A 21,838-nucleotide genomic window follows, 5' to 3' on the forward strand; every position below is an offset into this window, starting at 1 on the left:
CTTCCTGCGTTCCGCAGGAGAGAGTTCCCTCATCCTCCTAGGTGAAGAAGCAGCGGGTCACATGAGCGCATCCTGCGACAGGGTCTCGTTCAGCCGCAGGGCCAGTTCCAGCGCAAATCGCCGCTCGGGTGTGTCGATTTCGATTCCGAACAGTTCCTGGATGCGGCCGAGGCGATAGCGCAGCGTGGTCACGTGAAGGCCCATCGCATCGGCGCATGCCTGGCTGCGACAGCCGCTCTCCAGATAGGCAGCCAGGGTCGGGATGTATCCGGTGCCATGCTCGGCATCATGACGGGATACGGCACCGATGGTGACATTGAGAAACGCGCGAACCTCGTCGGTGTCGGCGGCCGAGAGCAACAACGGGAAGGGACCAAAGTCCTGGGAAGCCAACAAACCGGTGCGGTTGAATCGTATCCCGAGCCGGATCATGCGCGCGCATTCCTGCCAGATCTGCCGATGTTCCTGCAGGCCGCTGCAGGTCCTGCCGATCACCACGATCGGCTTGCAGCCCAGCAGCCACTGGGTTTCATCGATGATTTTGCGCACCAGCAACTTGGCAGTGTTCTCACTGTCGCGGGCTCCGCCCGGCACGCGGCACAGGATGATGCCGTCGAGATTGGCCACCGTGGCGGTTTGGCCCTGTTGCGCTGCCAGCCTGGCAATGGAGCGATGCAGTTCCTCCAGCGCGCCGTCGTCCATGCCGGCCTGGCGAGGCAAGCCGATGGCGATGAGCCTGGCCGGCGCCGCCATGTCGATGTCGAGGCGGCGGGCACGAGCAACCAGATCATCCGGATTGCGCCAGTCGCCGGAGACGATCTCGGCGAACAGTTCGCTGGCCGTCTTCGACTCCGTCTGGAAGCGCAGATGGCTGCGCATCATCTGCACGCTCAAGGCTGATTTAGCGCTCTCGAGCAGTAGATGGTCGAGATCGCCGAAATCGGCACCGCGAGAAAAGACGACCAAGGCGCCAACCATTCTCTCATCGACCCTGAGCGGTTCGACCATGGCCGGCAGGTTGAGATGCTGCCCGCAGACATTGAGATAGAGCTTGGCATGTTCGGAGCGCGTGTTGCCGGCGACTTCGCGGGCAATGCGCAGGAGCTGGCGATTGACCCCGGCATTCACCTCCTCGCGCCACCGTTCGTCGTCGAATGTCTCGGGCTTGGGCGAACGTCCCGTGACGACGAGATTTGCCGTCAGGTCGACCACGACCGTGGGATGGTGCATGAAGGTCTCGACCAGAGCGGCCGCCGAAGCAACCGATCCGTCCGACAGGACCTTCTGCATCAGGGCAGAATGGGCGGCGAGCACATTCTGCAGACGTTCAGCGGCGCGGCGCTCGGCCTGCAGCCGGTTGGATCGATCGACGGCGATGGCACCGAGATGGGCAATCGTCTCCAGAAAGGCGAGGTCTGCATCCGAGGGCTCGACGATGCTGCGCGACTTGACCGACAGGACCATGGCCCGCCCCTCCATGTCGCGGCAGCCGAGCGGCAGCACCACGACGGTATGGTAGCCACGCTCAATGGCCTCCTCCTGATATCCCGGAAACTCCGATGCCACCTGCGCATCACGGATGATCACGGGCTCGTTGGTGGTCAGTGCGATGAGGGAGGGGCTGGTGGCGAGGGTCCAGCGGTCGCGATACAGCGTGCCGAGCCGATTGGGATCGTGCCGGGCCAGGACAACGGCGTCGCCACTGCCTTCGTCGACACTCATGACACCGCCCATGGACCAGACCGTATTGTAGCAGCCCGCCTTGACGAGATGCAGCAGCGTGGTGCCGAGATCGCCACCGGAATTGATCAGGCTGGCGATATCCCTGAGCGTGCGCGACAGCGGCCGATCGATGACGTTCATCAGACCCTCCCGAGTTCCGTTGAGGCTCAACTAGCGGACCCCATCATCACTGTCGAAGGATTTCAATGCGGCAATCTCCTCCGCTTCATAGGAGGAGAGCTCTTGAACAAGCCTGTAGCGTCCTGTGCCATGCCGGCGGCGGCTGCCGTGATGCAAAGCCCTCCGGCCAGAGCCGAGTGACGAAGGAATATCATGAGTCTGGAAATCCGAAAGATCGTTCGCCACGCCGAAGAGGTGTTCATCGAAGGTGGCAAGGCCGGCCCCATGCCGATATTGGCGAGCGCAGTGGCAGCCATCATCAAGAACCCCTGGGAAGGACTTGAATTCGTGGAGGATCTGCGCCCGGTGGTCCTCGACGTGGCACCGAAGCTGGCGGGCGCGCTGGTTCCTCGCCTGCTCGAATTGTGCCCCAAAGACCGGATCGAGGCTTATGGCAAGTCGGCCATCGTCGGCCTGGCCGGTGAGATCGAGCATGGCTCGGCCCTGATCCATACGCTGCGCTTCGGCAACGTCTTCCGTGAAGCGGCCGGCGGGACCAGCTATCTGAGCTTCACCAACACGCGTGGACCGGCCGGCGCCCAGGTGTCCCTGCCCATGACCCATAAGACAACGGTGGGCCAGCGTTCGCACTTCATCACCCTGAATTTCTCGGTCAGCGACGCGCCGGACCGCGGCGAGATCCTGATTGCGATCGGCGCCGCCGATGGCGGCCGCATGCATCCACGGATCGGCGACCGCTTCAAGGACATGGAGGAGATGGGGATCACGCCGCCGAAATCGTAAGGATGGGATGTCGCGGAATTCGGGCCCATGGCTCGATCCGGCAACAAGTCACCGCTCGAGCTCGTTGAGACATCCGCCCAATGCCGTGGCGGCACGGCGAGCCGTCGGCAACGCTTGAAGCAGCAATTCAGCGTCTAATCGCTGCCTCAAGAGCCAAGAAGCCGGTTTGAAGGTGTGCTTCCATGTCGTGGAAGAGCCACCCTCCATTGATCCAAGGCAGCCTTGGATACCCAAAGCGTTTTCCAGAAAAGTTGACAGATTTTTCGATTAAGAACACGCGACGGAACAAAGAGTTAGAGTAAAATGGCGCTTCGAAGAAAAGCCCTTTTACTCTAGGCATCAACGTTTGTCGGCAACACTATCATGTCATGAATTGTGACGTTGCGGGGGCGGCTGAGTATATAGACAACCGCCTCTGCCACTTCGGAAGGCTCGATCAACGCACCGGCGTCTTTTGCGGCCTGCAGCCGATCCGGCTCCCAATCCGACAGCAATGCCGAGATCACCGGTCCTGGCGAAACCTGCGATACTCGAATGCCGTGCTTGTTGACCTGTCGCCGCACGGTCTGGGTAAAGCATGTGATTGCCCATTTGGAGGCCGAATAGACCGGCTCATGCTTGATCGCGGAGTGCCCTGCTAGCGACGACGTCACGATGATATCGCCACCGCCCTGTTCGATCATATGCGGCAGGACAGCATGAACGTTCTTCATCACGGCATTCACGTTGAGATTGAGCATTCTGTCGATGGTCAATGCATCGGTGTCCACCAGATCGCCGCCGATATAAGTACCTGCATTGCAATAGAGGATGTCGATCCTGCCAACTTTGGCGATGACTTCCGGAATCATCGCGGCACAACTGGCGGCGTCCAGAAGATCTGTTACCTGGGCAATGGCCTTTCCGTTCGAACTTGCCACCAACTCATCCAGCGCTGCGGCGTTGCGATCGACCATGACCACTGTGACGCCCGCCTTCATCAGAGCTTCGCATGTTGCCAGTCCAATGCCCGAAGCGGCACCAGTGACGATAGCCGTTTTTCCTTGCAGTTCAATAGACAATGTCACCTCCTGGAGAGCAGATATTTTATTTTTAAAAAGCGTTGGACGTTTACCCGATGCAATTCATCACTTCATAAAGATCAGATTGAAGGGAAACATTCGACACTCAGTCGAAGAGGACAGCGATTTTATTCACTCTATATTGTACTCCCTTGCAATTATTCCGGTGCCGGCAAAGAAAACGTGCTCTTTATCCAAGCCCTTCATAATTGAAACTCCTAGCTACATGACGGATCAATTCGATCCTGCAATCTGCATCGGGATGGGTCCTGGACGGCGATCAAAAGGCCTTCCAAAGTTCAAATAGTACATGAAATTTGTTTCAGCAACACATTACGCATCCCACCTGCATCGGGGAAGCGCGGGTTTGCCTAGAGCGTTGATTTAGAGCGGTTGCCGCCCCGACCGCTCGCTGGGCAAGCGCCAGTTCGACAACAGGCAGCATCGGCTCGCTCGGCTGGCTTTTCCGAGAGCGTGGGTGGCGGGTCAGAGCCAGGTTGTCACGCCGACGCCATCGGAGGCGATCTTATGAATCTTGTTCGTTGCAATTTATTTCGGAAATATGTTACATACCTTGCGTTCACGGCAACCGCTCAGCCGCGAACGCAGTGCAAGCCGTGATGTCCCAAAACGGGGGCCATCACGCTCGGACGTGATCGTAGCGGTGCGACCGACGCCGACCGAGAGGCCCGACGCGCGCTACACGACAACAACAATCAAACAGATTGTCGCCAATGGAGGAACCCATGAGATTCTTGGCCAAGATCGGCCTGTCGCTAACAGCGCTCTTGCTGGCGGGTGTTGCCGCGCGGGCTGAAACCATCACGGTTGCAACCGTCAACAATGACGACATGATCATCATGCAAAAGCTGTCGTCTGAGTGGGAGAAGGCCACAGGCAACAAGGTCAACTGGGTTGTGTTGGAAGAAAACGTGCTGCGCCAGCGCGTGACCACGGACATCGCCACCAAGGCAGGCCAATTCGATATCGTCACCATCGGTGCCTATGAGACGCCGATCTGGGGCAAGGCCGGCTGGCTCGCATCATTGAACGATCTTGGCGACGACTATGACTACAAGGACGTGTTCGAGCCGTTGCGCAATGGCTTGTCGGTCGATGGCAAGCTTTACGCCCTGCCCTTCTATGCGGAGAGTTCTTTCACACTCTACCGCAAGGACCTGTTCGAAAAAGCCGGGCTGACGATGCCCGAGCAGCCGACCTGGGACCAGATCGCACAATTCGCCGACAAGCTCACCGACAAGTCGAAAGAGCAGTATGGTATTTGCCTTCGCGGCAAGCCCGGCTGGGGCGAGAATATGGGCCTGATCACGACCATCGTGAACACCTTCGGCGGTCGCTGGTTCGACATGGAGTGGAAGCCGCAGCTGACATCCGATCCATGGAAGAAGGCGATCGGCTTCTATGTGGATCTTCTGAAGCGCGACGGCCCGCCCGGCGCGACATCCAATGGATTCAACGAAAACCAGGCCCTGTTCGCAAGCGGAAAATGCGCAATCTGGGTCGATGCGACGTCGGCAGCCGGACGACTCTACAACAAGGCGACATCCAAGGTCGGGGATGTCCTGGCCTTCGCCCAGCCGCCCGTCAACGTATCGCCAAAAGGCAATGGCTGGTTCTGGGCCTGGTCGTTGGCCGTTCCTTCTTCCACCAAGAACCTCGACACGGCCAAATCCTTCGTGAAATGGGCGACGTCCAAGGAGTATGTGAAGCGGGTCGGCGAGACCGCCGGCTGGGTTGCCGCACCGCCCGGCACCCGCCAGTCGACCTACGACAATCCGGAGTACAAGAAGGCTGCGCCCTTCGCCGGCATGGTCCTCAAGGCGATCCTGACCGCCGATCCCACGAATGCCACCAAGGAACCGGTTCCGTACAAGGGAATCCAGTTCGTTGCGATCCCTGAGTTCCAGGCCATCGGCACCTCGGTCGGCCAGGCCATCGCGTCCATCCTCGCCGGACAGCAGACGGAAGATGCTGCCCTGGGTGCAGCACAGGACGAGGTCACTCAAACCATGCAACAGGCCGGCTACATCCAGTAACCGCCTGTCCTGCCAGGGCTCCGGGCGCTCTCCCCGCCCGGAGCCCTTCTATCCGCATGCCTTCAACCAAAGCCACGAGGGCCCATGTTCCAGACATCCACAAGCCGGCGGGCTGTGCGCACCGGCCCTCTCCTGGCTCCGGCAGTCAGTGTCCTGCTGCTCTGGATGATCGTCCCGCTGGTGATGACGCTGTGGTTTTCCTTCCAGCGCTACAACCTGCAAAACCCGCTGATCACAGGCTTTGCCGGCATCAACAACTACAAGTTCCTGCTGCTGAACAAGACGCTTTGGATCTCGATCGTCAACACGATCATCCTGGTCGGCTCGGTGCTGGCGGCGACCGTGATCTTCGGCGTGCTTTTCGCCGTCGTCTATGACGTCGAGTTCCCGGGGCGCAATATCGCCCGCCTCCTGGTCATCGCCCCCTTCTTCATCATGCCAACAGTGGCGGCACTGATCTGGAAAAACCTGCTGATGCATCCCGTCAACGGGTTGTTCGCCTGGATCACGCGATCACTCGGGCTCGGCGTGGTGGACTGGTTCAGCCAGGTCCCGATGCTGTCCGTCATCATGATCGTAGCCTGGCAATGGATTCCCTTTGCCACCCTCATCCTCATCACGGCCATGCAGTCGCTCGACCGCGAACAGATGGAAGCAGCGCGGATGGACGGGGCCAAGGGCCCCACCATGTTCTGGTTCATCGTCCTGCCGCACCTTTTGAGACCGATCTCGGTGGTGGTGATGATCGAGACGATCTTCCTGCTGTCCGTCTTTGCCGAGATCCTGGTCACCACCTCGGGCGGGCCGGGCAATGCGACCACCAATCTGACCTACTTCATCTATCTCAAGGCCTTGCTGCAATGGGATGTTGGCGGCGCCTCCGCCGGCGGCGTCATCGCCATCGTGCTCGCCAACATCGTCGCCGCCTTCCTGGTGCGCACCGTCGCCCGCAACCTGGAGACCTGAGTATGGCAATGCGTGGATCAAGAAGGCGGGTGGTGCTGGCCGGCGTCGTCGGCTGGCTCGGGGCACTCGTGATGTTCTTCCCGATCTTCTGGATGCTGCTGGCAGCCTTCAAGACGGAGATCGACGCCGTCGGCCCACCCGAATTGTTCTTCCGGCCGACGCTCGAGAATTTCGTCGAGGTCAATGCACGCGCGAACTACTTCGCCTACGCGCTCAACAGCATCCTGGAATCGCTCGGCGCTACGGCAATCTCTCTCGCGCTGGCCGTGCCGGCAGCCTATGCAGCCGCCTTTTTTCCAACCAGTCGGACCAAGGATCTCCTGCTCTGGATGCTGTCGACGAAAATGATGCCCGCAGTCGGCGTGCTGGTGCCGATGTATCTGCTCTTTCGCGACACCGGCCTGCTCGACACCCGCATAGGCCTCGTCATCCTCTTCACCCTGTCGAACCTGCCCATCGTGGTGTGGATGCTCTATTCCTTCTTCAAGGACGTGCCGCATGAGATCCTGGAAGCGGGCCGCATGGACGGCGCCCGTGTCGGCGCGCAGATCCGCCATCTCCTTCTACCGCTGACCCTGCCCGGCATTGCTTCCACCGCTCTTCTCTCGATCATCCTGTGCTGGAACGAGGCGTTCTGGAGCCTCAATCTCACCGCCTCGCAGGCGGGGCCGCTGACCGCCTTCATCGCCTCCTTCTCCAGCCCCGAAGGCCTGTTCTGGGCCAAGCTGTCGGCAGCCTCGACCCTGGCGGTGGCGCCAATTCTGATCTTCGGCTGGATGACGCAGCGCCAGCTTGTCCGCGGCCTCACCTTCGGCGCCGTGAAATGACCCCCAATTTCCCTTTGTGAGGACACGACATGGCAGAACTCAGCCTCAAGGGCATCCGAAAGTCCTTCGGCGCCGTCGACGTCATCAAGGGCGTCGACCTTCATATCGCCGACAAGGAATTCTGCGTCTTCGTCGGGCCGTCCGGGTGCGGCAAGTCAACCCTGCTCCGCCTGATTGCCGGGCTGGAGGAGATTTCCGCCGGCGACCTGTCCATCGATGGAGCACGCGTCAACGATGTGCCGCCGGATGAGCGCGGTCTCGCCATGGTCTTCCAGACCTACGCCCTTTATCCGCACATGAATGTTCGCGAGAACATGGATTTTGCGCTGCGCCTGGCCGGCGTTGCCAAGGCCGAGCGGGATGCCAAGGTCGGCGCCGTGGCTCGCCTCCTGCATCTCGACCACCTTCTCGACCGCAAGCCGCGCCAGCTCTCCGGCGGTCAGCGCCAACGGGTCGCCATCGGCCGCGCCATGGTGCGCCAGCCCAAGGTCTTCCTGTTCGACGAGCCACTTTCGAACCTCGACGCAGCCCTTCGGGTGCAGATGCGCATCGAATTGGCGCGCCTGCATGAAGACCTCGGCGTCACCATGATCTATGTGACCCATGACCAGGTAGAGGCCATGACTTTGGCCGACAAGATCGTCGTGTTGCGTGACGGTGTGATCGAACAGGTAGGCACGCCGCTGGAGCTCTACCATCACCCACATAATCGCTTCGTGGCCGGTTTCATCGGTTCGCCCACGATGAATTTCATCGAGGTAGCGGTCGACGGCGTCTCGGCAGACGGCGTCAAAGTGGCGTTGCCGGGCGGCGCGGCCCTCACCGTGCCCGCCTCGGGCGGCAGTGTTGCCAGCGGCGAGACGCTAACGCTCGGTATCAGACCCGAACATCTAACAAGATCGGAGGGCGGACAGCTCTCTGGTGAGGTGATGGTTGTCGAGCGTCTGGGCGGCCAAACCTTCCTCTACGTTCAGGTCACACCCGACAACCTCTTCATCGTTCAAGCCGATGGTGCCGATACCTCGAGGGTACATGACCGCGTTGCAATCACCTTTAAGCCTGCCACGGCCCATCTTTTTCGGCAGGACGGCACCGCGCTGCCTTCACTGCGCAGAAATCCCCTCGCCGCATAGGGTGGGGTGATGATCCCCATGCTCTCAGGAATGCACTGATGTACCTTGATAAATACAGCCTCGAAGGCCGGACCGCTTTCATCACCGGCGGCGGCCGCGGCATTGGCCTGGCGTCGGCCGAAGCCTTGCTGGAAGCCGGAGCGACGGTGGTGATCTCCGATTACAATGCAGAGCTGCTGGCCAGTGCTCGCGCCCATCTCGACGAAGCCGGACACAAGGTTGACTGCGTGGTCCTGGACGTCACCAAGCCTGGCGAGGTCGCCCAAGCAGCAGCCCAAGCCAACAGCAAGCATGGCGGTGTCGACATTCTCATCGCCAATGCAGGCATTGCCTGGCCTGACACGCCCGGCGAAGCCATTCCGGACGAGATCTGGAACCGGATCATCGACGTCGATCTCAATGGCGTCTACTGGTCATGCCGGGAATTCGCCAAGCCGATGCTCGAGCGGGGCTTTGGCTCGATCGTCACGCTGGGCTCGATGTCGGGCCTGATCTCCAACAAGCCCCAGCGGCAGGCCCATTACAACGCAGCCAAAGCGGCCGTGCATCATCTATCCAAGTCCCTTGGCGGTGAATGGGCCGAGCGGGGCGTACGCGTGAATTCCGTTGCACCAACTTATGTCGACACGCCGATGTCGAACACCAGCTTCACTGACCTCGAGCGCTTTCCGACCTGGATGGAAATGACGCCGATGAAGCGCGTGGCAAGACCGGACGAAATCGCCTCGGCCATCCTGTTTCTTGCTTCGGACGCCTCCAGTGCCATCACGGGAACGACCCTCGTGGTGGATTGTGGCTACACGATCTGGTGATGCTTCACCCGACGACTTCGTCAATCCAGCCAAGCAGCCGTTCGTGATCGAGCGGTTGCGTGGTATCGACGTCGAAGATCGGGCCGCGCTGCAATGGCTCCGCCCGCCTGGCAAGCGCATCAAGTTCGGGCAGGAAGGCTTCGCCCGGATGTCCAGCATGGCGCATATCGAGCCGTTGGCGATAGCGTTCGACGAGGATTTCCGGCGGTGCATGGCACCATACTTCCGCCGTGCTGCCGACCCCTGCGCGAACAAGATGGGCCTCCAGCACATCGCGGGGCTGAAAACCGAACCAGGCATCGACGATGAAGATCATGCCATCGGGAGCATCTCTCACGATCGACCATATCGCCTGATAGCTCGCTCGTCCCAACTTGCGATTGAACTCGCGATCCCCGACGCCGAGATGGTCGAAAAAAGGCTCCTTCACGCTATCCAGCGCAAGGATTGGCCATCCGCGTGCGTCCGCTACAAAGCGGGCAACGCTACTCTTGCCGGTCGCCGGCACGCCATTGACCAAGATAGCCTTCTTCATGGCGAAAACAGATCATCCTTCATTCCAGCCAATGCTGCACCAATGACACCGGCGTCATCGCCCAAAACGGCAGGCCTGACCGGGCATTGATACCATGGCGACAGGGCCGGGGCCCATTCCAATGCCGCGCATGCCGTTGCGCCCAACCCGCCGCCGAGCAGGAAGAGTTCGGGATCCACGCTGGCGACAATGCTGTCGATCGCAGCCCTGAGCGGCACCGCCCAAGCCTCGATCACCCCTGTTGCCCTCGCGTCTCCGCTGCGCGCGAGAGCAAGAACCTCGTCCGCGCTCGTTCCAACCGCGAGTCCGGCGGCGGCGATATGGCGGCCGAGAGCCGTGCCGGAACTGGTGGTCTCGACGCAACCGATCCGGCCACAATTGCAGACGGTGCCGCCAAGATCGACTGTCACATGGCCAAGTTGGCCGGCGCTGCGCTGCCCCCGCATCACGGTCCCGTCCAGCACCACTGCGCCGCCGATACCGGTGCCAATCGTCAGCATCGCCACATGGCGACAGTCGCGGGCGGCGCCCGCGGCAATCTCGCCGACAAGCGCCATGTTGCAATCATTGTCGATGAAGGCGCTTTTGCCGGTCTCGCGCTCGATCGCTTCGGCAAGCGGTATGGTGGACAGGTCGACATATCCGCCCGAGAGCACCTGATTGCGGCGCGCATCGACTCGCCCGGGAACACCGATGCCAACCGCTGTAATGCCAGGCCTGTCGAGGGCCCTAATCAGGGCAATGAGGCGGGAGGTCAGCGCCGTCGGATCTCGCAATGTCCTTTCAACGAGGCGCTCCAGGATCTGTCCGGATGCATCGATGCAAGCAGCCCGCACATTGGTTCCGCCAATATCGATGCCGATCGCCAAAGGGGGCTTATGCATGACAGGCTGGCCCGTCAGGCAGCTTGCGCGGCTTTGCCGGCGTAGCGGGCGACCACAGCCTGAATTTCGCGCAGGCGCGGGACCGCAATTGTCGAGAGACGGTCGGCCGTCTCCTTGCGGTCGAGCGAGATGCAGTCCTTCCACAGGGCACGACCGGCAATGACTCCCGAAGCCCCGTTTCTCATGGCCGTCTCGACTTGACCAAGGAAGGTCGAGTGATCGACGCCTGCCGACAAAACCGCCCATGGTACCGCACCGGCGAGACGAGTGACGCCGGCACAAGCTTCCGCCGTGCCCGGATAGGGCAGCTTCAAGACCTTCGAGCCGCAGTCCAGACAGATCCTGGTTCCCTCCAGAACCAGTTCGGGCACCTTGGCGACATAGTCCTCGCGGCTTTCACCCGGCAGTTCATAGGTCAGGAATTCGACCACCAGCAGGAGATCTTCACGCGCGAAGTCCTCAATGCAACGGCGCAGAATGTCGATGTTATGGATATTGGCCTCGGGCCGATCCGCACGAAGATACACCATGATCTTGCCGCCCGTGCCCCCCATCGCGCGCACATGGCGGGCATCGATTCCAGGAACCAGGCGCGACAAGCGATAGCCTTCCGGCGTCTTGTCGAACCCAGACGCATCGAGGCCGATCAGGAGGGCCACATCGCGGGCAAGTACGCCGTCATCCACCACCTTGGGGACGGCACAGATCGGATCGAGCAGCACGCAGGAAGCCGCACTCGCCAGATATTGGACGATGTCGGATTTGGTTTCGCCCAGCGTCGCGTCACTGATCTTGGCCTGTTCGGCCGGGTCGTTCGCCAACAAGGAGCGCATGCCGCCACGCTGGTCGCAGGCAATAACCATCATCATTCCATTGGGGGCGCAGATCTGCTGGTAACCGCGAAGCTCCGACGTCGTCATCCTGGTCATGAGACCCTCTCCTAATATCTGTGCTCACGGCCGAGCGCCGGACGCGTTTGACCATGCCCTTACGCTTGCAACGACGTAAGAGACCTGCGGCTCTGATCGATTTGCGTTGAACAAGACGCAAATATGCTGCACGGCTCGTGTCCTGCCTGAAAGAACGCGATGCCTCTTGTTTCACAAAGCGACGTGTAACATATTTCTGAAAGGAATTGCAACCTGTCTGAGAATGCTTCCATGGATGGGTCGGCCACGCGTAAGACGCTGCATCTGGTGGCGCGCCTGCACTATGAATCGGATCTCTCACAAGTCGAGATCGCACGGCGCCTGCAACTCTCGACCGCCACCATCTCCCGCTTGCTTCGAAGAGCGCGGGAGGAAGGGATCGTGCGCATCGAGATTCGCGACTTCGTTGCGCCAGAGGAGATCAGGCGCGACTTGATAAACGCTCTCGGCCTCAAGCAAGCCGCCGTGGTGGACACCGTTGAAATTGGCTTGCTGGATTCGCTTGCCCAGCCGGTCGGCACGCTTCTCAAGGAAGCGGGGCTGAAGGATGGCTCTGTTCTCGCCATTGGTTGGGGCCGAGCGGTGCGCGGCGTGATCCGAGCCGGTCTGCCGCGTATTCCCGGCGTGATCACGGTGCCTGCAACGGGCGGTATCCAGCAAGCAGCGCCACATTTCCAGATCAACGAGTTCGTGCGCCAGGCGGCCGAACAGCTTGGTGGCGAACCAAAATTCATCTTTGCGCCCTATTTGCCGGCCCCTCAGTATCGCGATGCCTTTGTGAGCGATCCTGCCGTCCGCGAGCTCATTACCCTTTGGGACCATATCGACGTTGCCCTGGTGGGGGTTGGACTGCCGCATACCGTCGACCCCATCCATGCCGGCACCGTTACGTCCAGCGAACGGGCCCTCACCCATGTCGCGGGGGATGTCATCCGGCATTATTTCGACGAGGACGGCACCATATTGCCATGGGATGGCAACAACAGCCTGATCGCCGTTTCGCCGGCCCAAATGCGGGCCGTGCCACTCGTCATCGGCGTTGCCGTATCACCGGCAAAGGCGAAGGCAATCATCGGCGCGGTCAGAGCAAAACTGATCAATGCAGTCGTCACGGATGTGGCCACCGCCGAGGCCATCCTCGGCGAACTACAAGCATGAAGGAGAGGAAACCCCACGAGCCTCGAAGCACGCTATTGCAGCGGAGGCTTGGCTTCTTTTTTCTTAACGATGGGCCGGAGCTATCGGCTCCGCTTCTCCCATTGCCAGGTCCAGGGAACACCGGGGTCGATTTCCGGTCCTAAATAGAGGCGGGTGGCGCGGAACCTATAGGTGCGGCCAAGAAGCGTATCCACGAAAATCCGGAACTTCTGGAGCAATGGCTGGCCGGCGAGAAAACCGAGAGCGGCGCGGACGGCCACGAAGCTGCCAAGAGGCAGCATTGCTACCGACGTCGCTTTCGGTCCGAACCATGGCCTGTGATGCAGATGCCTCTGCGAGGCGACCCGGCTCGAGCTCCCTTCCCCGAAGCAGGGAGTTTCTTTTTCGCAAAGAGGCGGCCGTGAGTCGCAAATACTTCGATCAAGTTGCATTTATTACAAGAATTTGTGGAATAATTTGAGCCAAATCTCATGTAATATGAGCTCGATGCAATTCATGATCGTAAATAATGAAGTTCCGATCATCGGAGCTTGGTCTCGGGGGAGACAATTCTAAGATTCGAAAAACGCCGAATGTCGGTAACGTCTGTCGAAATCCTTGATGGCGACGTTGATTTCGCGGAACAGGCATATCAATGCGTGCGCAAACAGCACGATCGATATGACGAACAGGAGGGAAGCCCCCCATTCGCGCTGCATACCAACCAGGGCGTTGAAGAATACGATCAGAATCACTGTTGCCACACAGATGCCAGCAGCGACGATCGAGCGGATGCCGCGATAAAGCAGGCGCCCCCGCCGGGTCAGCCACTTGGCCAGGAGAGCGCGATCCTGCCCGTCGAGATGCGCCAGCTTCTTTTCCTCGAGCTCACGGATGCGATCGCTGACACGCCAAAGGCGGTTCATCAGAAGAGTCAGAAAGGCGGCAACCGCAAGCAGTAGAAAAGCCGGTGCCAACGCCTGTGGCGCGATCAGGGAAAAGCGTACGCTAGTGATTCTCAATGCAGCGTCGCTAAGCCATATATAGAAATCCGACGACATAGCTCTGCATCCTGTTCTGAAGTAAAATGTCCCAAGGTCGCGAAAGGCGGACTTTGGCAAACTACGCAGCAATCGATAATAGGTCCATTACTGCCTCAACCACTTCCTTCGAATCCGCCTGACCGAGGCTTTTTGCTCCTTTCTGGCATGTCTTCACTGCAGGCGCCTCCCGGATCGGATCGCCCGGCTGGACAAGGATCTCATCTACGGCGTGCATCCATGCGATTCCCCTGCCCTATGCCGCCAACATCCTGAATGAAACCGCCTTGGGCGATGTTCGCACGGGAAGCAGCATTCTCGATCTAGAAAGCTGGGTCGATGCGGATAAGGCCGCCAAATATACGGGCTGGTGGAGCTGCGAGCTCTTCCGCAGGCGCCAGCATCAGGACAACAGCCATGCCATCGCTGCCGCAGCGAGGTTCGACAAGTGACCGCCCTACTCGGGCGTGGGCGCCTTTGGACGGTGCCAGCCAGTCTTGCTTAACACCGGGCTTGCGTTGGGCTCTCTTATAGGGTACCCCCCTATCATATTCTTGCTGGGGTTCGCCATGCATACGATCAAGGAAAAAACCCGACTCATCGCCAGGGTTCGCCGCATCAAGGGCCAGGCTGAGGCGCTCGAACGAGCGCTCGAACAGGAACTGGGCTGCGCGGATGTACTGATGCTGGTCGCATCCATGCGTGGCGCGGTGAATGGTCTGACCGCCGAGGTCATGGAAGACCATATCCGCCATCACATCGTGGATCCGGACAAGGAAAACTCCAGCCAGGCGCAGGGAGCGGCCGAATTGATCGAGGTCTTGCGGACCTATATCAAATAGAAAGACCCGAACGTGGTTTCGATCTCCGACATGCTTCAGCAAGGTTCCACGAACCTTTGGCTGTTCATCCCCAGTGCCATCCTTCTGGGAGCGTTGCACGGCCTAGAGCCGGGACATTCCAAGACGATGATGGCGGCTTTCATCATAGCGGTCGGAGGTACCGTGACTCAGGCTGTCTTGCTCGGCCTGTCGGCGACGATCTCCCATACCGCCGTCGTCTGGGCGGTCGCGCTGCTCGGACAATATTTCGGGCGCAATTGGAGCAGCGAGGCAACGGAGCCCTATTTCCAGGTGGCTTCGGCGATCCTGATCGTCCTCATCGCCGCCTGGATGTTCTGGCGCACCTGGCGCGAGCAGCACCATAGCCACGATCACGATCATCACCACCATGGCGAGGAGGTGCGGCACATCAACATCGGCCATGGCACGGTCACCCTCGAGGTGTTCGAGGACGGCGTGCCGCCGCGCTGGCGGCTGAGCTTCGAAAAGGGCGAGCGATTTCCTGCACATGAGGTCTCCGTCGAAACCATCCGTCCGGATGGTGCGCGCCAGGTCTTTCACATGGCCGATCGCGGCGCCTATCTCGAAAGCACCGAGGAAATCCCGGAGCCGCACGCCTTTTCCGCCGCCCTCAATCTGGGGCATGGCGATCACCTGCACAGCTTTCCCCTGGAATTCACCGAGCATGAGCATGACCATCGGCATGAGCACACGGATCTTGGCGCAGAGGAGGACGCCCATGCGCGCGCCCATGCCGAGGATATTCGTCGTCGCTTCGCCGGTCGTACTGTAACCACGGGGCAAATCGTGATGTTTGGCCTGACAGGCGGGCTCATCCCCTGCCCGGCTGCCATCACCGTGTTGCTGCTGTGTATTCAGCTCAAGCAGCTCTCCCTGGGCTTCCTGCTGGTCCTTTGCTTCAGCATCGGGCTCGCCGTCACCATGGTTTCCGCCGGTGTGCTGGCAGCGCTGAGCATCCGGCATGTCGAAAAGCGCTGGTCCGGGTTCTCGGCCTTTGCCACGCGCGCACCTTATGCCTCGGCCGCCGTGATATTCTGTGTGGGTCTCTACATGGCCTGGTCGGGCTTGCACGCTTTGCCGGCGTGAATCCAAGCGGATCTGTCTTCTGATCCCAGCCCGACGGCAGATCTCCGCCACCGTCACACCATCGGTACCCTGCTTGAGAATGAACGCCTTCTGGGTCTCCGAAAACCTGCTTGCCTTCGTTGTCCTCCGCTCCTCCCAGCCTAGGGATTCGGCCGCGGAAAACTCCAGCTCAAAACGGTCCTGTTTCCTGGGAGTAGATCAGCCGCAGGGATGCGCCCTCACCGGAACCCAAACGATGCCGTTGGAAGCTCTTTGCTCAGGGATGCTGCTGGACGCTGAGGCCGCCATCGATGGTCAGGCAGGCTGCGTTCATGAACGGGCATTCGTCCGAGATCATGAACACCGCGGCAAGCGCGATTTCCTCAGGCGTGGCGATACGCCCGCCCGGATGCAGCTTCAGCGTCTGCGCCTTGGCGGCCTCGGGATCGGGGAAGCTGTTCCAGTAGTCGATCACTTTCTGGGTGGAGACATAGCCAGGCGCGAGCGCGTTCACCCGCACGTTGCGCCCGGCATATTCCAGCGCCAGCGACTTGGTCATGCCGAGCAAGGCGTGCTTGGCCAGGGGATAGGGGAAGGTATGGGGAATGATGGTGAAGGCATGCGTCGAGGCAATGTTCAGAATGACGCCGCCATCGCCTGCAATCATCCCTGGCAGGACCGCCTTGCAGCAGTTCCAGGCTCCCTTGAGGTTGATGTCGAAGCATTGCTGCCACTCTTCGTCCGTCGTCTGCAACGGCTCGGCAAAAACATTGATGCCGGCATTGTTGACGAGGGCGTTGATCTCGCCGATCGTCGAGGCGGCCTGTGAAACGGCACGCGCAATACCCTGCTCGTCGGTGATATCCACGGCCCGGTGAGCGATCGGCGCGCCCTGCCCCGTCAATTCGTTACCGACACCGGCAAGAAGCGCCTCGTCCCGATCGATCAGGAAAACGCCTGCCCCTTCGTCCAGGAAAGCCCGGACCATCGCCAACCCGATGCCCTGGGCGGCACCCGTCACCAGAATACGCTTGCCTGTAAGCCGACCCGTCATCCCGCCCATGCCCCTACCATTCGGCCAGGCTGCCATCCTCATGGCGCCAGACTGGGTTGCGCCAGCGATGCCCCTCCCGGGCCCGCTCGATCACATAGTCCTCGTTGACGTCGACCCCCAGGCCCGGCCCCTGCGGGATGGAGACGAAGCCGTCCTCATAATGGAACACCTCCTTGTTGGAGATGTAGTCGAGAATGTCGTTGCCCTGGTTGTAATGGATGCCAAGGCTCTGCTCCTGGATGAAGGCATTGTAGCTGACGGCATCGACCTGCAGGCAGGCCGCGAGTGCGATCGGACCCAGCGGGCAGTGCGGCGCAAGCGCCACGTCATAGGCCTCCGCCATGGTTGCGATCTTGCGGCACTCGCTGATGCCTCCCGCATGCGACAGGTCGGGCTGGAGAATGTCGACATAGCCGTCCGCCAGCACGCCCTTGAAGTCCCAACGCGAATAGAGCCGTTCACCGAGTGCGATCGGGGTGGAACAATGATTGGCGATCTCCTTGAGAGCCTCCTTGTGTTCGGACAGCACGGGCTCCTCGATGAACAGGAGCTTGTAGGGGTCAAGCTCCTTGGCCAGCACCTTGGCCATCGGGCGATGGACGCGGCCATGGAAATCGACGCCGATGCCGATATGGGGCCCGATCGCCTCGCGCACGGTGGCGATGGTCGCCACCGCCCGGTCGATCTTGTCATGCGTGTCGACGATCTGCATCTCTTCCGAACCGTTGAGCTTGATCGCCTTGAAACCGCGTGCCACCGCTTCCCTGGCATTGCGGGCGATGTCAGCCGGGCGGTCGCCGCCGATCCAGGAATAGACCTTGATCTTGTCGCGGCATTGGCCGCCCAGCAGCGCATGGATCGGCTGTCCCAGCGCTCTCCCCTTGATGTCCCACAAGGCCTGGTCGATGCCGGCGAGCGCGCTCATGTGAACCGCGCCGCCGCGATAGAAGCCGCCGCGATAAAGCACGTTCCAATGGTCTTCGATCAGCATGGGATCCTTGCCGACGATGTAGTCGGCCAATTCGTGCACGGCCGCCTCCACCGTCAGAGCGCGCCCTTCCACGACGGCCTCCCCCCAGCCTGACAGGCCCTCATCGGTCTCGACCTTCACGAACATCCAGCGCGGCGGGACGATGAAGGTGGTCAGCTTGGTGATCTTCATGGCACTATCCAATGATCTCTATGGGATCGGCCCCGGGCCTCGCCCCCGGCCGCCCGCCGTAAGTCATGAATGAAGGATGAGGTCCGCAGCCTTCCCCGCGGCGGCGAGTACGGCGGCATTGGTGTTGCCGCTGACGATGGTCGGCATGATCGAGGCGTCGACGACCCTGAGGCCCGCGACTCCGCGCACCCGCAGATCCGGCGTGAGAACCGCCTCGGGATCGGCATCGTGGCCCATCCTGCAGGTGCCGACGGGGTGATATCCGGTCTTGACCGTGCGCCGGCAATGCGCCGCTATCGCCTCGTCGCTCGTCACGGCAGGGCCCGGAAAGATCTCCTTGTCGATCAGGTCGCGCAGCGGGGCGGCGGCCAGCACCTGCCGCGCAAAGCGGAATCCTGCCATCGTCGTGGCCAAGTCCTCGGGATGGCCGAAGATCTGGGTGTCGATGATGGGGTCCGTGAGAGGATCGGCGCTGGCGAGCGTCACGCGGCCGCGCGCCCTGGGACGCAGCAGCAGCGAATTGATGGTGACACCATCGCCGGGGTCGGTGCCCATCACGTCCCTGTCGAGATAGACTGTCGGCACGCAGAACATCTGGATGGTCGGTTCGGCACTGCTCCCGGTCGGATCGAAGAAGGCGCAGGTTTCCACGCCGGTGGTCGAGGCCGGCCCCGTGCCGAACAGCAGATATTGCAGGCCGGCCTTGATCATCGGCCAGCCCCGGTCCTGCTGGTAATAACCAAAGCTCCCGCGGGTGGTGGCGACGACCGGACACTCGTAATGGTCCTGGAGATTGCGTCCAACGCCGGGCAGCACCACTTTGGCAGCAATGCCATGGCGGGAGAGCTCGTCCTCGGGACCGATGCCCGAAAGCATCAGCAGTTTCGGCGTCTGGTAGGCCCCCGCCGCCAAGATCACTTCGGTACCGGCGTCGGCCTTGTGGTGGCTCCCGCCCTGCAGATAGTCGACGCCGACCGCACGGCCCTGCTCGATGCGGAGCCCTGTCACCGTCGCATCGGTCACGATGGTCAGGCGGGGATCACGCATCACCGGGGCAAGAAAGGCCGTCACGGCGCTGCAGCGACGGCGGGTCGCCCAGTCGATGGTGTGCTGCATGAAGCCGACACCGAACTGGGAAGCGCCGTTGAAATCCGGATTGTAGGGAATGCCCATGCCCTGCAACGTCTTCACATAGGTCCGAGTCATCGGGCTGGTATGGCCGAGATGCGAGACCTTGAGCGGGCCGCCGACACCATGGAAGGCACCGGCCAGATGGTCATTGTCCTCCTGCGCCTTGAAATAGGCCAGCATGTCCTCATAAGACCAGGCACCGTCATTGACAGCGCCCGGCGCGGTCACGGCTGCGTTCCAGCGCGCATAGTCGCCGGGTTGGCCGCGCATATAGACCATGGCGTTGACGGTGCTGCCGCCCCCGAGCACACGCCCTTGCGGCACGATCGGCCCGCGCCCGTCGAGCTGGGGCTGCGGCGCGGTCTTGTGCATGGCCAGATAGGTATCCTTGGCCAGGAACTTCATGTAGCCGGCCGGAAAGTCGATGATCGGGCTGGCCTTCGCCGGTCCGCGCTCGATCAGCAGCACGCGCGCCTTGGCCTGCCCAACGAGATGGGAGGCGACGACACAGGCCGCGCTGCCACCCCCGACGACGATGAAATCGAACTGCCCCTTGTCGGACATTGCAGACTCCAGGACTCAGGCCTGTTGACGGGAATGATCGCCGCCCTGAAGCGGCCGGCCGGAAAGACATTGCGGTCGAAGCCGGACAGTACCGGCCAATCTCTCCCCGGGCCCGAGAACCTTGAGATCTCCCAGATCGGGCAGATTGTGGCCATTGGCCAGGTGCGACATCGGCTCGAAGCAGAAATAGTCCCGCCGGAAGGAGGGATCGAACTGCGTGTCGGAAACAAAGAGGAAGGCATGCCTGAACACCGGATCGGCCTGGAGGCGAAGCTGCATGTTCCGTTCCGGCCAGGTGATCACGGCAAGACCATCCCAACCTTGCAGGCCATTATTGACCCATCGATCCGGAATGGAGCGCGGGGCGAAAAAGTCGAGCACCTCGGGAATGGCGACGGGCTCGCCGGGAAGCCACTCCTCCACCTCCGTCCACAGCGCAGTCGCCTTCGCCATCAGCGTCGTCGCCGGCGTCAGGGGGAAATAGGGGTGCCATCCCAGCCCGAACGGCAGGGACGCACGGCCTCGGTTGGTCACCGCCAACCGCATCTCGAAGGCCCCGTCGACAAGGGCGAAACGCTGCTCGGCCTCGTAGACATAGGGCGTGCCCTTTCCTGCATGCGAGAACACCATGGCAAGGCTCGTCGGCCCCTGCGCGGTGATGTGCCAATCGGCCTGCCAGCCCTCCCCATGCAGATAATGCCTGTCCCAATCCGTGTTCGGTTCCAAGACATGGTCCTGTCCCTCGAAGCGAAAGCGGTTATCCTTGACGCGGTTGCCGAAGGGCACCAGCGGGTAACAGGCCGAGGACAGGGCGTCGGCGTCCGACGAGGGCGCCGGGCGCAGGAGAGGAATGCGCACGCCTTCCTCTTCCCACCACAGGCCGAGGACGAGGCCGCCCGCCGTCGACAATTGCGCGCGCAGGGAGCCGTGCTGGAGATCGACAACCGGCATGTCCTAGCCCTTGTTTCGCGCCATGGAGCGCTTGATGGCCTGGATATTGGCCAGCACCGCGACGACGATGATCAAGCCGCGCACCACCTGCTGGAAGAAGGGATTGATCCCCAGCAGCACCAGGCCGTTGCCGATCAGGGTGATGACGAGCACGCCCAGCAGCGTGCCGAGCATCGAGCCGCGCCCGCCGGAGAGCGACGTACCGCCCACGACGACGGCGGCAATGACGTCGAACTCCAGGCCGCTCGCGGCGGTGGCATTGCCCGAGCCCAGCCGCGAAACCAGGAGGATGCCGGTCACTGCGGCCATGGCACCGCCGATGGCAAACAGCATGACGCGGATGCGTGTGACATTGATGCCGCTGAGGAAGGCAGCCTGCGCATTGCCGCCAATGGCGAAGACGCTGCGGCCGAAGGCGGTCTTGCGGCTGACGAAAGCGAAGACGCCGAAGAGCACGAGCATGATGATCGCGGCGGGCGGAATCCCCAAGACCGGCCGGTCGAGCGCGTCGACGATGTCGTTGCGTCCGATCGACACCGGCAGGGCATCAGTGATGAACAGGGCGATGCCGCGCAGTGCACTCCACAGGCCGAGCGTGGCCACGAAGGAGGGCACGTCGAAATACGCCCTCAGCACACCGGCGATCGAGCCCAGCAGCCCGCCGACCATGATGGCCAGGGCGAAGGCCGGCACTGTCGGCACGCCCCATTGCAGGAAATAGGCCAGGACCACCGAGACGAAGGCCACCATCGGGCCGACGCTCACATCGATCTCACCCGCGATGATGATCAGCGTCGCGGCCCAGGCGGCGATGCCGATCGTGGCGGCATCACGCAGGATGTTGATCTGGTTGTTGAACGACAGGAAGCCCGTAGCGCTGGCCGTGAACACCACATAGAGCACGATGATGGCGACGAACAGGCTCAGTTCGTTCATATGGCGAGAGAAATCGAAGCCTGCGCGGGCACTTCGGTTCGAAGCGGCAGCCCCTGCGGTTCTGTCCTGTGACATCGGGTATCCT

General features: G+C 61.4%; 21 protein-coding genes and 1 pseudogene. 10 read left to right on the top strand and 12 right to left on the bottom strand.

What is annotated here, in order from left to right:
• Positions 1 to 57: 57 nt before the first annotated feature.
• Positions 58 to 1,863 carry a helix-turn-helix domain-containing protein gene (locus tag QM672_RS09575; protein WP_367625804.1) on the bottom strand — a complete coding sequence of 602 codons (1,806 nt, stop codon included), beginning with the start codon at positions 1,861 to 1,863 and terminating at the stop codon, positions 58 to 60.
• 192 nt (positions 1,864 to 2,055) lie between these two features.
• On the opposite strand from QM672_RS09575, the gene QM672_RS09580 reads away from it, so the two are divergent.
• Positions 2,056 to 2,646: an amino acid synthesis family protein gene (locus QM672_RS09580; protein ID WP_415082176.1), complete on the top strand. Its 591-nt coding sequence runs from the start codon at positions 2,056 to 2,058 to the stop codon at positions 2,644 to 2,646.
• Between the two features lie 332 nt (positions 2,647 to 2,978).
• Here QM672_RS09580 and QM672_RS09585 read toward each other — a convergent pair whose 3' ends face one another.
• Positions 2,979 to 3,707, bottom strand: coding sequence for an SDR family oxidoreductase (locus QM672_RS09585; protein WP_311939657.1), 729 nt, complete (start codon positions 3,705 to 3,707; stop codon positions 2,979 to 2,981).
• A gap of 746 nt (positions 3,708 to 4,453) precedes the next feature.
• On the opposite strand from QM672_RS09585, the gene QM672_RS09590 reads away from it, so the two are divergent.
• The 5 genes from QM672_RS09590 to QM672_RS09610 all read left to right on the top strand — a co-directional run bounded on the left by QM672_RS09590 (position 4,454) and on the right by QM672_RS09610 (position 9,502).
• On the top strand, positions 4,454 to 5,764 hold the full coding sequence (locus QM672_RS09590) for an ABC transporter substrate-binding protein (RefSeq protein ID WP_311939659.1): 1,311 nt from the start codon (positions 4,454 to 4,456) through the stop codon (positions 5,762 to 5,764).
• An 84-nt stretch (positions 5,765 to 5,848) separates the two neighbouring features.
• Positions 5,849 to 6,730, top strand: a complete 882-nt coding sequence (locus QM672_RS09595; RefSeq protein ID WP_311939661.1) for a carbohydrate ABC transporter permease — start codon at positions 5,849 to 5,851, stop codon at positions 6,728 to 6,730.
• 2 nt (positions 6,731 to 6,732) lie between these two features.
• Positions 6,733 to 7,557, top strand: a complete 825-nt coding sequence (locus QM672_RS09600) for a carbohydrate ABC transporter permease (RefSeq protein WP_415082180.1) — start codon at positions 6,733 to 6,735, stop codon at positions 7,555 to 7,557.
• 29 nt (positions 7,558 to 7,586) lie between these two features.
• Positions 7,587 to 8,690, top strand: coding sequence for an ABC transporter ATP-binding protein (locus QM672_RS09605; RefSeq protein ID WP_415082182.1), 1,104 nt, complete (start codon positions 7,587 to 7,589; stop codon positions 8,688 to 8,690).
• Positions 8,691 to 8,728: 38 nt separating this feature from the next.
• Positions 8,729 to 9,502, top strand: coding sequence for an SDR family NAD(P)-dependent oxidoreductase (locus QM672_RS09610; RefSeq protein ID WP_415082184.1), 774 nt, complete (start codon positions 8,729 to 8,731; stop codon positions 9,500 to 9,502).
• A gap of 4 nt (positions 9,503 to 9,506) precedes the next feature.
• Here QM672_RS09610 and QM672_RS09615 read toward each other — a convergent pair whose 3' ends face one another.
• From QM672_RS09615 to QM672_RS09625, 3 genes are read right to left on the bottom strand one after another with little or no spacing between them, the layout of a single operon-like run.
• Positions 9,507 to 10,022, bottom strand: coding sequence for an AAA family ATPase (locus QM672_RS09615; RefSeq protein ID WP_367625797.1), 516 nt, complete (start codon positions 10,020 to 10,022; stop codon positions 9,507 to 9,509).
• An 11-nt stretch (positions 10,023 to 10,033) separates the two neighbouring features.
• Complete coding sequence (locus QM672_RS09620) at positions 10,034 to 10,921, bottom strand: ROK family protein (RefSeq protein WP_311939670.1); 888 nt, start codon at positions 10,919 to 10,921, stop codon at positions 10,034 to 10,036.
• A 14-nt stretch (positions 10,922 to 10,935) separates the two neighbouring features.
• Complete coding sequence (locus tag QM672_RS09625; protein WP_311939671.1) at positions 10,936 to 11,850, bottom strand: tagatose-bisphosphate aldolase; 915 nt, start codon at positions 11,848 to 11,850, stop codon at positions 10,936 to 10,938.
• Between the two features lie 231 nt (positions 11,851 to 12,081).
• On the opposite strand from QM672_RS09625, the gene QM672_RS09630 reads away from it, so the two are divergent.
• On the top strand, positions 12,082 to 13,008 hold the full coding sequence (locus tag QM672_RS09630) for a sugar-binding transcriptional regulator (protein ID WP_394314489.1): 927 nt from the start codon (positions 12,082 to 12,084) through the stop codon (positions 13,006 to 13,008).
• Between the two features lie 551 nt (positions 13,009 to 13,559).
• Here the strand turns inward: QM672_RS09630 and QM672_RS09635 are convergent.
• The gene (locus QM672_RS09635) at positions 13,560 to 14,048 is read right to left on the bottom strand and encodes a DUF2721 domain-containing protein (RefSeq protein ID WP_415082188.1); all 489 of its coding nucleotides are present in this window, start codon (positions 14,046 to 14,048) and stop codon (positions 13,560 to 13,562) included.
• 266 nt (positions 14,049 to 14,314) lie between these two features.
• On the opposite strand from QM672_RS09635, the gene QM672_RS09640 reads away from it, so the two are divergent.
• The 3 genes from QM672_RS09640 (at position 14,315) to QM672_RS09650 (ending at position 15,976) form a co-directional block, all read left to right on the top strand.
• Entirely contained in the window at positions 14,315 to 14,479 is a 165-nt protein-coding gene (locus QM672_RS09640) for a hypothetical protein (RefSeq protein ID WP_415082190.1), read from the top strand.
• Positions 14,480 to 14,596: 117 nt separating this feature from the next.
• Entirely contained in the window at positions 14,597 to 14,869 is a 273-nt protein-coding gene (locus QM672_RS09645; RefSeq protein WP_311939677.1) for a metal/formaldehyde-sensitive transcriptional repressor, read from the top strand.
• Between the two features lie 12 nt (positions 14,870 to 14,881).
• A complete protein-coding gene (locus QM672_RS09650; RefSeq protein WP_415082192.1) occupies positions 14,882 to 15,976 on the top strand; it encodes a nickel/cobalt efflux transporter in 1,095 nt (364 codons plus the stop codon).
• A gap of 21 nt (positions 15,977 to 15,997) precedes the next feature.
• Here the strand turns inward: QM672_RS09650 and QM672_RS09655 are convergent.
• From QM672_RS09655 to QM672_RS09680, 6 genes and pseudogenes are all read right to left on the bottom strand, one after another.
• Positions 15,998 to 16,144: pseudogene (locus QM672_RS09655) on the bottom strand (transposase); the annotation flags it as partial.
• Between the two features lie 88 nt (positions 16,145 to 16,232).
• Positions 16,233 to 17,009, bottom strand: a complete 777-nt coding sequence (locus QM672_RS09660; RefSeq protein WP_367625794.1) for an SDR family oxidoreductase — start codon at positions 17,007 to 17,009, stop codon at positions 16,233 to 16,235.
• A gap of 13 nt (positions 17,010 to 17,022) precedes the next feature.
• Positions 17,023 to 18,171, bottom strand: a complete 1,149-nt coding sequence (dgoD, locus tag QM672_RS09665; protein ID WP_311939682.1) for a galactonate dehydratase — start codon at positions 18,169 to 18,171, stop codon at positions 17,023 to 17,025.
• 63 nt (positions 18,172 to 18,234) lie between these two features.
• Positions 18,235 to 19,866, bottom strand: a complete 1,632-nt coding sequence (locus QM672_RS09670; protein WP_415082195.1) for a GMC family oxidoreductase — start codon at positions 19,864 to 19,866, stop codon at positions 18,235 to 18,237.
• Between the two features lie 15 nt (positions 19,867 to 19,881).
• Entirely contained in the window at positions 19,882 to 20,817 is a 936-nt protein-coding gene (locus QM672_RS09675) for an aldose 1-epimerase (protein ID WP_415082197.1), read from the bottom strand.
• A 3-nt stretch (positions 20,818 to 20,820) separates the two neighbouring features.
• A complete protein-coding gene (locus tag QM672_RS09680) occupies positions 20,821 to 21,828 on the bottom strand; it encodes an ABC transporter permease (protein ID WP_415082199.1) in 1,008 nt (335 codons plus the stop codon).
• Positions 21,829 to 21,838: the final 10 nt, after the last annotated feature.

Origin of the sequence: Labrys sp. (in: a-proteobacteria) (genome assembly GCF_047605565.1) — a bacterium.
Lineage (GTDB): Bacteria > Pseudomonadota > Alphaproteobacteria > Rhizobiales > Labraceae > Labrys > Labrys neptuniae.